The organism is Fundicoccus culcitae (assembly GCF_024661895.1).
GTDB classification, from domain to species: domain Bacteria; phylum Bacillota; class Bacilli; order Lactobacillales; family Aerococcaceae; genus Fundicoccus_A; species Fundicoccus_A culcitae.
Window position 1 is genome coordinate 280,261 of the sequence record NZ_CP102453.1, and the last position, 14,125, is coordinate 294,385.

The 14,125-nt window shown below is 35.6% G+C and carries 13 protein-coding genes; 8 read left to right on the forward strand and 5 right to left on the reverse strand.

Features of this window, described 5'->3' with window-relative positions:
* Positions 1-13 precede the first annotated feature (13 nt).
* Genes NRE15_RS01455 through NRE15_RS01465 form a run of 3 tightly spaced genes read left to right on the forward strand, consistent with a single transcriptional unit; the run spans position 14 to position 2,281 of the window.
* Complete coding sequence (locus tag NRE15_RS01455; protein ID WP_313793846.1) at positions 14-784, forward strand: hypothetical protein; 771 nt, start codon at positions 14-16, stop codon at positions 782-784.
* A complete protein-coding gene (locus NRE15_RS01460) occupies positions 777-1,610 on the forward strand; it encodes a hypothetical protein (protein WP_313793847.1) in 834 nt (277 codons plus the stop codon). The genes NRE15_RS01455 and NRE15_RS01460 overlap by 8 nt, the downstream gene beginning before the upstream one ends.
* A gap of 17 nt (positions 1,611-1,627) precedes the next feature.
* The gene (locus NRE15_RS01465; RefSeq protein ID WP_313793848.1) at positions 1,628-2,281 is read left to right on the forward strand and encodes an ABC transporter ATP-binding protein; all 654 of its coding nucleotides are present in this window, start codon (positions 1,628-1,630) and stop codon (positions 2,279-2,281) included.
* Positions 2,282-2,348: 67 nt separating this feature from the next.
* Here NRE15_RS01465 and gcvPB read toward each other — a convergent pair whose 3' ends face one another.
* The 5 genes from gcvPB to NRE15_RS01490 form a co-directional block, all read right to left on the reverse strand.
* Positions 2,349-3,812: an aminomethyl-transferring glycine dehydrogenase subunit GcvPB gene (gcvPB, locus tag NRE15_RS01470; RefSeq protein ID WP_390887189.1), complete on the reverse strand. Its 1,464-nt coding sequence runs from the start codon at positions 3,810-3,812 to the stop codon at positions 2,349-2,351.
* A gap of 2 nt (positions 3,813-3,814) precedes the next feature.
* Entirely contained in the window at positions 3,815-5,158 is a 1,344-nt protein-coding gene (gene gcvPA / locus NRE15_RS01475) for an aminomethyl-transferring glycine dehydrogenase subunit GcvPA (RefSeq protein ID WP_313793850.1), read from the reverse strand.
* A gap of 33 nt (positions 5,159-5,191) precedes the next feature.
* Positions 5,192-5,575 carry a glycine cleavage system protein GcvH gene (gene gcvH / locus NRE15_RS01480; protein ID WP_313793851.1) on the reverse strand — a complete coding sequence of 128 codons (384 nt, stop codon included), beginning with the start codon at positions 5,573-5,575 and terminating at the stop codon, positions 5,192-5,194.
* Between the two features lie 16 nt (positions 5,576-5,591).
* Entirely contained in the window at positions 5,592-6,689 is a 1,098-nt protein-coding gene (gene gcvT, locus NRE15_RS01485) for a glycine cleavage system aminomethyltransferase GcvT (protein WP_313793852.1), read from the reverse strand.
* A 77-nt stretch (positions 6,690-6,766) separates the two neighbouring features.
* Positions 6,767-7,579 (reverse strand): pyruvate, water dikinase regulatory protein, encoded by an 813-nt coding sequence (locus NRE15_RS01490; RefSeq protein ID WP_313793853.1) that lies wholly within the window; start codon positions 7,577-7,579, stop codon positions 6,767-6,769.
* A 55-nt stretch (positions 7,580-7,634) separates the two neighbouring features.
* Here NRE15_RS01490 and NRE15_RS01495 point away from each other — a divergent pair, with 55 nt between their 5' ends.
* The 5 genes from NRE15_RS01495 to NRE15_RS01515 all read left to right on the forward strand — a co-directional run bounded on the left by NRE15_RS01495 (position 7,635) and on the right by NRE15_RS01515 (position 14,122).
* Positions 7,635-8,129 (forward strand): Fur family transcriptional regulator, encoded by a 495-nt coding sequence (locus NRE15_RS01495; protein WP_313793854.1) that lies wholly within the window; start codon positions 7,635-7,637, stop codon positions 8,127-8,129.
* A 176-nt stretch (positions 8,130-8,305) separates the two neighbouring features.
* On the forward strand, positions 8,306-8,479 hold the full coding sequence (gene rpsU, locus NRE15_RS01500; protein ID WP_313793855.1) for a 30S ribosomal protein S21: 174 nt from the start codon (positions 8,306-8,308) through the stop codon (positions 8,477-8,479).
* A 27-nt stretch (positions 8,480-8,506) separates the two neighbouring features.
* A complete protein-coding gene (locus tag NRE15_RS01505) occupies positions 8,507-8,956 on the forward strand; it encodes a GatB/YqeY domain-containing protein (RefSeq protein WP_313793856.1) in 450 nt (149 codons plus the stop codon).
* Between the two features lie 1,982 nt (positions 8,957-10,938).
* Positions 10,939-11,898 carry a PhoH family protein gene (locus NRE15_RS01510; RefSeq protein WP_313793857.1) on the forward strand — a complete coding sequence of 320 codons (960 nt, stop codon included), beginning with the start codon at positions 10,939-10,941 and terminating at the stop codon, positions 11,896-11,898.
* A 22-nt stretch (positions 11,899-11,920) separates the two neighbouring features.
* Positions 11,921-14,122: an HD family phosphohydrolase gene (locus NRE15_RS01515; RefSeq protein ID WP_313793858.1), complete on the forward strand. Its 2,202-nt coding sequence runs from the start codon at positions 11,921-11,923 to the stop codon at positions 14,120-14,122.
* The last annotated feature ends 3 nt before the right edge of the window (positions 14,123-14,125 follow it).

Here is a 14,125-nt window from a genome sequence, read left to right on the forward strand (position 1 = left end):
GAGGGAAATATTAATGAAATTATTTAAAATTGAGTTGAACAAATATTTATTAACGAAATGGAGTTTAATTTCATTAGTATTAGCTTCTGCAATTTTCATATTTACCATGTACACATCTATTAATGAACAAGGCATCATTTATTTAGTCGAAATTTTTATAGGTTTGTCTTATACTAAGAAATTATTCATAGTTGCGATAACCATTCCACTGGCTAGACTGTATGTCGATGATGTAAATAATAAGTATTTAAATTATGTGATTAATCGCACATCGATTAAAAGGTATTCTTTGAATAAAGTATTAGTGAGTTTTCTTGGAGCTTTTATCCTGTCTATTGGATCATTTGGGATAGTAGTTTTTATTTTTTCATTGATTGGGCTTCCAATCTACTCTAGAATAGATTTACTGCGTTTAAATCAATATTCATATTATGTAGATTTAATTGAAAATGGACATACAATATTCATACTATTTATATATGTATGGAATTATTCGCTTTCTGTAGCATTTTGGAATACTACTGGTTTATTATTCTCAAGCTATTTACCAAACAATTTTATTCCATATATAAGTCCATTTGTGATTAGTTATTACGTGGAAGAGTTTGCATTAAAACTACCCAATATGATTAGTATCTATAGTTTAGGCCGATCAAGTCTTGCATTCCCCAATCAACCAATTTGGGTTAATCAACTTTATGTAACGGCATTTTTCTTGGTTCTTACTGGGACTGTTGGTTACTTATTTTATAGACAAATCAAAAGGAAGGTGCCATATGCATAATATTCGCTCAATTTGGTGGATGACACGGACGAACATCTCTAAATGGAGTCGCGATTTACGTATTATTTTAATCGTTATTTTATTAGCTACATTAATTCATATGCATTTATCAGGTCTGATTAATTTTGTTCATAGTGAGAACGAAATGATTAACTTTGCACTTTTGCCATTTTTAACAGAATCTCGTTATGGGAAGATTTTATTTATTTTACCGATATTTATTTTGTTTGCTGATGCTCCATTTATTGATAACAATCAAATATTTCTTATTATGCGTAGTAACCGAAAAAATTGGATTTTATCTCAAGCATTGTACATTTTTATAACAAGCTTATGTTATGTACTTTGCTTAGCGGTCTTGTCTTGCATATTTTTCGTGCCTCGATTAGATTTTACTAATGAGTGGGGTAGCGTGCTTCACACTTTAGCAAAAACAGATATACGATTTCAGTTAAATGTTCTAGTTAATTTCCCTAGGAAAATTATAGATTATTTTAGTCCATATCAAGCTATGTTCTTTAGTTTGATATTACAAACTTTGGTTATTAATTTACTAGGATTGATTATTATGTTAATTAATATTTGGTCTTCTCATCGTTATTTAGGAATGTTTTTTGCTGCAACACTATTAATGTTTGACGCTTTAATCTATTCATCTGGGATATTGACTTGGGTATCTCCAATCACATGGATGCAACTATCGTCAATTAATATCAATGAAGGTTTATCTCAGCCTAATTTTTATCAGATATTATTAATTTTAATGCTATTATTTTGTGGATTATTATATCTGATTATACGGCGTGCACGCTGGTATGAGGTTTAGAAGGGGGCTATAGCAAAGTGGAAAATATCATTGAAGTGAATCAAGCGACTAAAATAATCGGTGATAAGATTATTTTAGATAATATTAATTTAAGTTTTGAAACTGGAAAAATCCATGGAATCATTGGACGTAATGGAGCAGGAAAAACCATGTTAATGAAATCCATCTGTGGATTAATGAGACTTAGTTCAGGTAACATTCAAGTAGGTAAAATAAATCTAAATGAAAAGACAGATGATATTCCAGAAGATATTGGAATTATTATTGAATCGCCAGGTTTTTTACCGCAATTTAGTGGGTTTAAAAATTTAAAGTTTTTAGCAGGTATTAAAGATTTGATATCCGATGATGAAATTCTACAAGCTTTAGAGATTGTTGGTCTAACACATGCAAAAGACCTAAAGGTAGCAAATTATTCTATGGGTATGAGACAACGATTGGGGTTAGCACAAGCCTTTATGGAAAACCAACACATACTAATTTTAGATGAACCAATGAATGGTTTAGATAATCAAGGTGTGCAAGATATGCGGAAGTTATTACTTGAATTAAAAGATAGCGGTAGAACCATTATTTTAGCGAGTCATACACAAGAAGATATAAAGATTTTATGTGATACCGTCGTCGAACTTGATCATGGTAAAGTTATTAACAAAGAGACATTTTCATAGCATAAAGCAAAATCCGAAGCCACTAAACAGCTTCGGATTTTAACGTACAATCGAATTTCTATTCAACTTACTCCCCAAAAGCATATGTTACTTTTGGCTTTCTAGCAGCCAATGTCTCATCCAATCGACGAACGGACGTTTCATGAGGAGCAGAAGTTATGACTTCTGGTTCACTTGCTACGGTTTGAGCAATTTCAATCATAGCATCAGCAAAAGCATCTAACGTTTCCTTTGATTCTGTCTCAGTCGGTTCAATCATTAAACTTTCTTCAACAATTAATGGGAAGTAGACAGTTGGGGCGTAAAAGCCATAATCCAACAAACGTTTCGCCATATCTCGCGTACTGGCACCTTGTTTCTTCTGACGTTTACCACTCAAAACAAACTCGTGTTTACACACTTGCGGATAAGGTGTATCAAAGTAATCTTGCAAGCGTACTTTCAAATAATTCGCATTTAAAACCGCATCTTCCGTCACTTGTTTCAAGCCTAAAGGTCCCATCGTTCGAATATAGGCATAAGCACGCACATTGACACCGAAATTCCCATAATACCCCTTAACCCGCCCAATACTTTGAGGAAAATCACTATTCAACGAATAAATATCACCGTTTTTCTCCACTTGTGGTACAGGCAAGAATGGTTTAAGAAAGTCTTTTACCCCAACAGGTCCAGAACCAGGTCCGCCACCGCCGTGTGGTGTACTGAAAGTTTTATGCAAATTCAAATGAACCGCATCAAACTCCATTAAACCAGGGGTAACTTTACTTAAAATAGCATTGGAATTGGCTCCATCATAATACAACAATCCACCGGCATCATGGACGATTTGAGAGATTTCTAATATATCACTTTCAAATAATCCTAAGGTGTTTGGATTGGTTAACATTAATCCAGCAGTGTCAGGTCCAACTGCGTCTCGTAAAGCATCCACACTAATGGTTCCATTTTTATTGGATTTAATCTCAACAATGTCAAAACCACAAATGGCTGCTGTAGCCGGATTTGTTCCATGAGCAGAGTCTGGTATTAACATTTTCTTACGCGTTTCACCATCACCGTTCGCTTGATGGAATGCTTTAAAAATAAGAAGGGCAGTCCACTCACCTTGAGCACCCGCTGCCGATTGTAAGGTTACCGCATCCATGCCTGTAATTTCTTTAAGGTATTCTTGCAATTCAAACATTAATTGAAGCGCACCTTGAGCTGTTTTTGCAGGTTGCAATGGGTGAATATTTGCAAAACCATCAAAACGAGCAATGTCTTCATTGATTTTTGGATTGTATTTCATGGTACATGATCCCAGAGGGTAAAAGCCAGTCTCTAAGCCAAAGTTTTTATTCGCTAATGCCGTGTAATGACGCATTAAATCCAATTCTGAGACTTCAGGTAAGCGTGCAGCTTCTTCACGATTTAAATGACTTGGTAATTCATCAGCTAAATTAAAAGTAGGAATATCACTTTCAGGTAAGCTGTATGCTTTACGTCCAGCCTTTGAACGTTCAAATATCATAGGAGTATTTTTTTCCATCATTAGTTGGCCTCCTTTAATAAAGAAACGAACTGATCAATTTCTTCCTTAGATCTTTTTTCAGTAGCACATAATAATAAAGCAGGTTCATCAAAGTAAGAGCTCACATCTAAACCACTCATCATGTGATTGTCTAAAATAAAGTCATTGACTTCTTTAACGGGTTTATTCAATTTAACAACAAATTCATGGAAGAAGGGTTGATGACCAACTAGATCAAAACCATTGTCCTTCAATTGTTGTGCTAGATAATGAGAAGCATTGATATTTTTTTGAGCCATTTCTTGTAGACCGACTTTACCTAAGGCGGACATGAAAACAGCTGAACCTAGCGCATAAAGTGCTTGGTTGGAACTCATGTTACTAGTCGCTTTTTCACGACGGATATGTTGTTCTCTTGTTTGTAAAGTCATCACAAAACCGCGTTTACCTTCAGCATCCACTGTTTCACCTACGATACGACTCGGCATTTTACGCATATATTGTTTAGTGGTTGCAAAGTAACCACAGTGTGGTCCGCCATAGGACATTGGAATACCTAATGGTTGTGTATCCCCAACGACGATATCTGCTCCAAGTTTACCTGGGGCTTCTAAAACAGCTAAAGCTAGTGGATTGGCTACGACAATTAATAAGGCTTTTGTGCCATCTAATAGTGATTTAATGGCTTTTATATCTTCTATAGTTCCAAAGAAGTTTGGGTATTGAACGACAACAGCTGCTGTATCTTCATCAATTAACGCTTCTAGTGCTGTTAAATCAGTTGTGGTATCGTTTAAAGGACTAACGACAACATCATACTCCATCCCATAAGCATAAGTATTAACTACTTCAATCCCTTGCGGGTGAACACCTTGCGAAATAATTACTTTAGATTTTTTAGTAGCCCCATAGGCTAAATTACAGGCTTCGCCTAAGGAAGTAAAACCATCATATAAACTCGAGTTGGCAGCTTCCATTCCAGTTAACTCACAAATCATGGTCTGAAACTCAAATAAGGCTTGTAACTCACCTTGACTAGCTTCCGCTTGATAAGGCACATAGGCTGTCATGAATTCTGATTTTAACATCACATGATTCACCACTGAAGGGATAAAATGATCATAGGTACCAGCCCCTAAAAAGTAGGGCATTTGACTAGCCGTCGTATTTTTATCGGCTAAACCTTTCATTAATTGAACTAATTGATGCTCACTTAATGAATCAGGTAAATTTAAATCATCTTTTAATCGAACAGATGAGGGAATATCTGCAAATAAATCTTCAATACTATCAACGCCAATCGTGTTTAACATTTCCTGACGATCTTCGGGTGTTATAGGTAAATAACGATGCGAAAAGCTCATGGACAATCCTCCTTATATTTAAGTTATTGAAAATTAATCTTCAATCAATTTTTCGTAAGCTTCAAGATCTAACAATGAAGAGGTATCTAAAGCTTCATCTAAAGTAATCTCAATTAACCAACCGTCAACATAAGGATTATTATTGATTAATTCTGGTTCATCAACTAATGCAGCATTGACAGCCGAAACCACACCTGTTGCTGGCGTATAAATACCTGAAGTTGATTTTACCGATTCAACAATGGCGAATTCATCATCTGCATGGTAGTTTGCCTCTAATTCTGGTAATTCTACATAAACAATATCTCCCAATGAATCAACTGCAAATTGCGTAATGCCTAAACGAATTTTGTTATCTTCTAAAACCTCAACCCACTCATGTTCCTCTGTATAAAACAAATCTTTTGTATCTACCATAATACATACCTCCTAATTATAAATGATTTTTGTTTGCAATTTTTGCTGCAACGGTTTTGTTACGGATGACTAATTGAATCGTTTCTAAGTCAAGAGAATCCACATCAATATAAGCCATCCCAATCGCATGTTCTTGCGTAGGGACCATTGTACCCGAAGTAACATAACCAATCTCATTGCCTTCATTGTCTTGGATTAATATATTTTCACGGGCTAACCCACGGCTCAACAATTCAAAACCAACCAATTGACGTTTAATTCCAGCTTCTTTATATCGAAGTAAAGCATCCCGACCAATAAAACCACCCGTTTTTTTCAACTTAATTGCAAAATTTAAATCGGCTTCTAATGGATTAATCGATTCAGATAACTCATGACCATATAAAGCCAGCCCTGCTTCAAGTCTTAAGGTATCTCTGGCGCCTAAACCACAGGGAATCAGCCCATATTCACTCCCACGATCTAGTAATAATTCAAATAATTCGGTGGTTTTGTCCCACGGTACATACAACTCAAAGCCATCTTCACCTGTATAACCCGTACGTGAAATTAAAATCGAATCAAGTGAACCAACGTTTTGCTCACTTAAAAAGTGAAAGGATTTCAATTCAGCAACATCAAAATCAACTAGTGATTGTAAAATGGCTGTTGCATTTTTACCTTGTAAAGCTAATTGTCCAATTTGATCTGAAATATTATTAATTTCAACATCAGCATCCGCTTGATGACTAACGAGCCAATTATAGATTTTATCTGCATTAGATGCATTGGGGGTAACTAAAAAATTATCGTCTGCTAATTTATAAATTAGCAAATCATCTAGCACAAATCCATCCTCATTTAAGACAAAATTGTATTGCGCTTGATTGATAGTTAACCGAGTCAAATTATTAGTCACCAGACTATTTAACCAATTTAGTGCATCAGGTCCTTTGACAATTATTTCTCCCATATGGGACGTTTCGAATAGTCCCGCCTGGTTTCTAACGGCTAAATGTTCATCTTGGATTTTGCTGAATTGAATGGGGAGAGCCCATTGGCTAAAATCAACTAATTTGATGCCATTCTTGACGTAATAATCATAGAGTGGGGTGTGTTTCAAATCTTCTGACATTTATTTCCTCCTTTAAATTTTGCTTACTTATTAATTCTAACATGTAAGCGTTTTGAATGCATTTAGTTTTTTGATTATTAATTCCAAACTTGCAATTGTTGCATAATTAAACCAGCAGTTTCTTCAATACTTCTTTCAGAAACATTAATGACATAACAACCTAACTCCGCATAAATTTGATTAGCATACTCCAATTCTACGTTCACACGATCCATTGAGGAATAACGGGATTGACTCACCCCATAAGATTCCATTCGTATTTCACGGTGTCGATTGATAACCGTAGCATCATTGGTTAAACCGATGATTTTTTTGCTACTCACTTGATAGATTTCCTCTGGCAGCTCTTTCTCGGGAATTAAGGGGATATTGACAACTTTAAAACCATTCATAGCTAGATACATGCTTAAAGGGGTTTTACTGGTTCGGCTAATGCCTAGTAAAACAATATCAGCCTCTTTAATAGCCGAAGGGTCTTTTCCATCATCGTAAGCAATACAAAACTCCATCGCATTCACACGTTTAAAATAATCTTCAGAAAGTTCATGTTGAGCGCCAACTTTCCAAGAAGCTTGAATACCTAGCCGTCTTTGAATTTCTAACGTAAAAGGTTGAATCAAATTATAACAAATCAACCCCGTTTTGATACAAAAGCGTTCAACATAATTAGCCATCACAGCGTTTGCTATCGTCATAAAGATTAAGCCATCAATTTCAACAGCTTCATTTAAAATTTTATCTAAATCTTCAATGTTTGAAATAAAGATGTATTTATGTAATACTGTATTTGCATCAGGAAATTGAGCGATAGCAGCATTAGCTACTTTTTGCGCCGTTTCCCCAATGGAGTCGGATAAGATATAGTAATGTAATGTGGGTTGTTCTTTCATATAAAGGCACCTCCTAGTTTACAATTAGTTTAACATAGAAAGAGAGCTACAGGAAATGAATGTAAATAAGGAAAACATTAATTTTGAAACAGAATATTTAACGGATGAACAAAAAAAGCAAACCTTGAATGATGGACTTGCGCGCTTAAAAGCAGCGGGGTTTAAAATGACGAAAAAACGTCAAGAAATTTTGGAGATATTTATTGAAGAAGGAAAATACCTTCGTGCCAAAGAAATCCACGATCGTTTAACCAATAAATATCCCTCTATGAGTTATAATACAACCTATCGCAACATTTATGACTTTATTAAAGTGGGTATTTTGGAGTCGACGGAATATAATCAGGAACAATTGTTTAAAATTAATTGTATGGACCAAGAACATGATTCTAATCACCACCATCACCATTTCATTTGTCGTTTATGTGGCTTAAGTATTCCTCTAAAAGCATGCCCCATGGATCACATCGATACGGATTTATCGGATGTTTTAATTGAAAGCCATCGTTTTGAAGTTTTTGGTTTATGTGCGACGTGCAAGTTAAAATAACCTAATAAATATCGGATTATTTTGACTAAAAATTGTGTTTTTTTACGATTAATGCAAGAAATTCAATGAATTCTATTGTAAATTCTTTATAGTTTGCTATAATAACGAAAGAACTTTGTTTAGATAATTGATTATCTAAAGGAAGGTTACTAAAAGCTCGGAGGGAGGGAAATCAAATGTCTAAAACTGTCGTTAAAGATAACGAATCTTTAGATGATGCTCTTCGTCGCTTTAAGCGTAATGTTTCTAAAACCGGTACTTTAAGAGAAGCCCGCAAACGTGAGTTTTATGAAAAACCAAGTGTTAAGCGTAAAAAGAAATCAGAAGCAGCTCGTAAAAGAAAGTTCTAATTCTGCTAGAAAAGTAGGGTGATTTTTATGACACTTACGGAGCAAATTAACCAGGACGTTAAGCAAGCGATGAAAGCTAGAGATAAGGATACACTGAAAGTGATTCGTATGTTGAAAGCTGCTTTGCAGTTGCAACAAATCGAACAAAAAGACCCTTTGTCTACTGAACAGGAGATATCCATCATTGCGCGTGAATTGAAACAGCGTAAAGAATCTTTAGCAGAATTTGATAAAGCGGGTCGGCATGATTTAGTTGAAGAATTGGAAAAAGAAATTAAAATCGTAGAACAGTATTTACCCAAACAACTCTCAGAAGATGAAATCAATGTAGCCATTGATGCAATCATAACCGCTACAGGGGCATCTTCCATGAAAGACTTTGGAACTGTGATGAGCCAAACAATGACTGAATTAAAAGGACAAGCTGACGGACAAACAGTCAATCGTTTAGTAAAAGAACGATTGTCAAACAATTAATTTAAAGCACCTCATTTGAGGTGTTTTTTTGTTTTCTTAAATTTTTGTTCTTCACCCGCCAAATGAAGGCTTGTTTGGCCGTCGATTGTAAATAGGTCGCCAAATGAGGGCTGGATTGGCTGTCTCTGTATAAGCGGGAAGCGTATTACCGTAATATACACTACAATTAAGGCTATTCGCTCATGAAATCAGCTGTTTGTTGACCAATTAGCTTTATTCGGCTGCCTTTCACTTTCAGCTTACAACGAACGGTTGTTGATTGCGATAGACCAACGCTAGAAAAGGCTGATTCTCTTAGATGAATCTTCTCAATTTGATATATTTGCAGAAATCTCTAATTAACAGAGATTTATCAGGCCACCGCTAACCGAGTAATGACCAGAACAAGCATTTGTCTAATAATTATTGTGAATTTCTTCTTTGGATTTCTTCTATAGGTGAGCTATTATAAACTGATGGTCATTCGCTTGTCACATTGTCTGGCTAAGTGCAACAAACTCAGCCGGAATATTCCACTTCCGGCTTTCATAGGGGATACCATCTGCCTCTCAACTCATTCTCTGGCGGTTGGGAGTAAGCGGGAAGTGTAGGAACAGGTTGATTTCGGATACAGTATCGTGACAAATAAAAATTGCTTAATTTTGGTGGCGAAACTCTTGTATCTCTTCACTACCAATTAAAATTTTCCTTTTTAGATGGACTAATCTTAGGTTGACGGTAAATTATTTATTTTCCACTTACTCACAGTTAAGTGGGTCGTCAAATGAGGGGGTCTGATTGTTGCGCTAGTAGAGCATTGGCTAACATCTAACAAAACGTGGGTGAAAAGTGGTTGTTAAAATTTCTACTATAGCTTGCATGAGTAATTTGATGAACGCTTGTACTTCTAATGACTCAGAAGTTAAAGTGAAAGGGAAACGCTTGTACTTCTAAAGGTCCAGAAGTTAAAGTGAAAGGGAAACGCTTGTACTTCTAAAGACTCAGAAGTTAAAGTGAATGGAGAACACTTGTACTTCTAAAGACTCAGAAGTTAAAGTGAAATGGAAACGTTTGTACTTCTAAAGGTCCAGAAGTTAAAGTGAAAGGAGAACGCTTTAACTTCTAAAGACTCAGAAGTTAAAGTGAAAGGGAAACGCTTGTACTTCTAAAGACTCAGAAGTTAAAGTGAATGGAGAACACTTGTACTTCTAAAGACTCAGAAGTTAAAGTGAAAGGGAAACGCTTGTACTTCTAAAGGTCCAGAAGTTAAAGTGAAAGGAGAACGCTTGTACTTCTAATGATTCAGAAGTTAAAGTGAAAGGAGAACGCTTGTACTTTTAAAGGTCCAGAAGTTAAAGTGAATGGAGAACACTTGTACTTCTAAAGACTCAGAAGTTAAAGTGAAAGGGAAACGCTTGTACTTCTAAAGACTCAGAAGTTAAAGTGAAAGGGAAACGCTTGTACTTCTAAAGGTCCAGAAGTTAAAGTGAAAGGGAAACGCTTGTACTTCTAAAGACTCAGAAGTTAAAGTGATCCATAAACAACAATACAGTCTTCATTGGGTAAGTTGATTTGGCAAAAATAAGCAGGAAATGATGGCAGGATTTGCTATCTATCTTTTCTCACTTACGTCAATGGTGACTTTCTTATTTCGATTCAAATTCGGAGCTAACTTTCTTACTTCGTTCCCATTTCTAAGCTAACTTCACCTTTCAAAAATAACTCAACACCAACTTTCACCATGAATGACGTTTATCTCTTAGTTAAAGTGATTGACACCACACCTTAGCTTACCACTAGTATAAGAAATCAACCATATACAGTAACTTAATAACAACGTCACGTCTAACAAAAAATTCAGGTTTTCTCATTTAACAGACAACATGGTTCTCCCTAGCTGTGACAAGTTTTTAAAATTTAGATATTTATTTACTCAAAGTACATTTTTTTTACAATTTGTGTTACTCTTACTATATTGAGAATATTTAAAAGGAGCATATTATTTGAATCAACCTCAAACGTTTACTGAAAAAATTATTATTTCTAATCCCGACTGGTTAATCGCCATTTTAGGCAGTCAAGATCAAAACATTGAATTGTATGAATCGAATTTTGATGTCAGTATATCTAATCGTGGCGAAACATTGACGATTACCGGTCAAGATGAAGCACAAGTTCAATTAGTTAAAGACTTGATACTAAAACTTGTGCAGCTATTAGAACGTAAAATTACTCCGCGTAAAATGGATATTGTGACAGCTATTAAGATGGCACAAAATGGTACATTAGACCATTTAATCAATATTTATGAAGAAGTTGTTGGACGAGCTGCTGACGGTAGTGCGATTCGCGTTAAAAATTTCGGGCAATTAGAATATGTTAAAGCCGTCGCGCATTCTGATGTCGTTTTTGGTATCGGCCCGGCAGGAACAGGGAAAACCTTTTTAGCTGTCGTTTTAGCCGTTCAAGCTTTGAAAGAAGGGCGCGTCAAACGAATTATCTTAACACGACCAGCCGTTGAAGCGGGCGAAAATTTAGGTTTTTTACCGGGTGATTTGAAAGAAAAGGTCGATCCTTACTTGCGACCGGTGTATGATGCCTTAAATACAATCTACGGGAACGAGCATATGAATCGCTTAATGGAACGTGGCATTATTGAAATTGCCCCATTAGCTTATATGCGTGGTCGGACGCTCGATGATGCTTTTGTTATTTTGGATGAAGCGCAAAATACAACCATTGCACAAATGAAAATGTTCTTAACCCGTTTAGGTTTTGGGTCTAAGATGATAATTAATGGGGATCAAACTCAAATCGATTTACCTAAAGGTGTCAAATCCGGTTTGATTGATGCTGAAATGAAGTTAAGAGATATTAAACGTATTAAATTCGTCATGTTTGATGAATATGATGTTGTTAGACATCCTGTCGTAGCCGATATTATTCGAGCATATTCGGATTAAAAAAACCTATTAGGAGGTTGCTATGAATTTCCAGTTGCAAAAAGTCATTAAACGAGCCGGCAAATATTATCGACCTTTCATCATTGGGTTAATGACACTAATTGTTTTCGGGCTTGTCTATTCTAGTTTAGAACCGCGCCGTTATGAGATTAATTTAAATCGGGTAGCCAACGAAACCATTCGGGCACCTTACACCATTGAAGATGAGGAACAAACCGCAATCAATCAAGATAGAGCCCGCGAAGCCGTCCCAGATGTCTTTTTGTACCATCCGGATATACGTGAAGGCCAATTAAATATCATTGAACGCTTTTTTAGTGAGATCCGAACCATTCGCTCAGACCAATATACCACTGAGATGTTGCTCAATGCAGCTGAAGAATTACAAGTTGCTGACCAATTGACCGAGCAAATTGATCGCGAAAATCGCACTGAAACACAAGAAGTGAATTTTGGTCAATTAAATAATAGTGAACGCTTAATTGCGTATTTTGATGCTGTAGCGAATATTCCTTCTGATGTAAAAGACTTGGCAGATAATTTAAGTCAAACATCTATTTTATATATTTTAACGATTAATGATACAAACTTGACTGAGTTTCAAACGATGTTGACGAATATTACTTCAGAAGCTCTTGAAAGTGATATTTATGCCAATGAATTAATTGTTTCCATCCAAGAAATTAGTCGCGAAGCCATCTCTAATTATCAAATGACCGCTGAACAACAAGCCATTCAATCCTTTTTACAACAATTGATTGTGCCTACTATGGTCTATAATGAAGAAGAAACTGAAGCTAACCGCGAAGAAGCCGCTGCTGAGGTTCCACCTTCTTATATTTTACAAGGACAAGTCATTATCCAAGAAGGCCATATTGTCGATGCCCAATCCATGCATCAACTTGAGTTGTATAATATTTTAGATACAGATGCACCACCCTATATTCTATTTGCCTTTGTTGCCATTTTAATCTTACACGCTTTTGTCTTATATCGATTGTTAGGTGAAGATGACCAATTAGAGGCTGGTATCACGTTGACAGCCTATAGTCTCGTTTTAACGACATCGACAATTATTTTAAAAGGTATGTATATGATTCAAGAAAATGGAACAAGTTATTTTACCTTGTTATTTCCAGCCATCATTATTCCCTTATTGCTAAATAAATATGTCCGCTCCAAGTTTAGTTTGCTGGCCTTTGCTATGTTCATTATTTTTTCAATGTTTATCTTTAACAACGGCGATAATATTTTATCGATGGTTATTCCAATTATTTATTATGTTTTAAGTGGTTTGACCGCTTTTATCTTAGCCAAGTTGAAACATAATAAGTTATATCATCATGAATTTATGTTTAATTTTGTGGTCCATTTTGTTTTTGCTATTTCGATCATTACGATTTTTAGCTTTGATGTCTTTTCAAACACATCCTATATGTTAATCATCTATATGTTATTGAATCTAACCGCAGGTTATGGCATTAATCTATTAATTTATCCTTATTGGGATCAATTATTAAGTGAGAAAGCGGCTTTAACATTGAATCAATTAGGCAATTTAAATCACCCATTACTAAAAAAACTAATTGAGGTAGCACCAGGAACGTATAATCATAGTATATTAGTTGGAAACCTTAGTGCCAATGCGGTGGAAGCCATTGGTGGAGATAGCTTGTTGACGCGGGTTGCTTCCTACTATCATGATGTAGGAAAAACCGTTCATCCACTCTTTTTTATCGAAAACTTACCTACCAGTATGGAATCGCCGCATCAGATGATTTCTGATGAAGAAAGTGCCCAAATTATTATTGGGCATGTTACAGAAGGCGTAAAATTACTTGAAGAGTACAATATTCCTAAAAGTGTTATTGATATTTGTAAACAACATCATGGCACGACGGTGGTTCAATATTTCTATCATCAAGCCAAAAAAGATAATCCTTCTGTAGATATTAAAGACTTTACTTATCCGGGTCCCGTACCCCAAACAAAAGAAGCTGTCGTTATCATGTTGGCAGATTCCATTGAGGCTGCCTCACGAACGATGGAAGACCATTCACAAGTATCCATTGAACAATTGGTGACCAAAATTATTGATGGTAAAATGAATGAAAATCAATTTGCAGAGAGTCCTTTAACGGTACATGAACTTAAAAAGGTGAAAGCCTCATTAATTTCGGGTGTTGGGAGTATGTACCATACACGGATTCAATACCCAGAATAAATT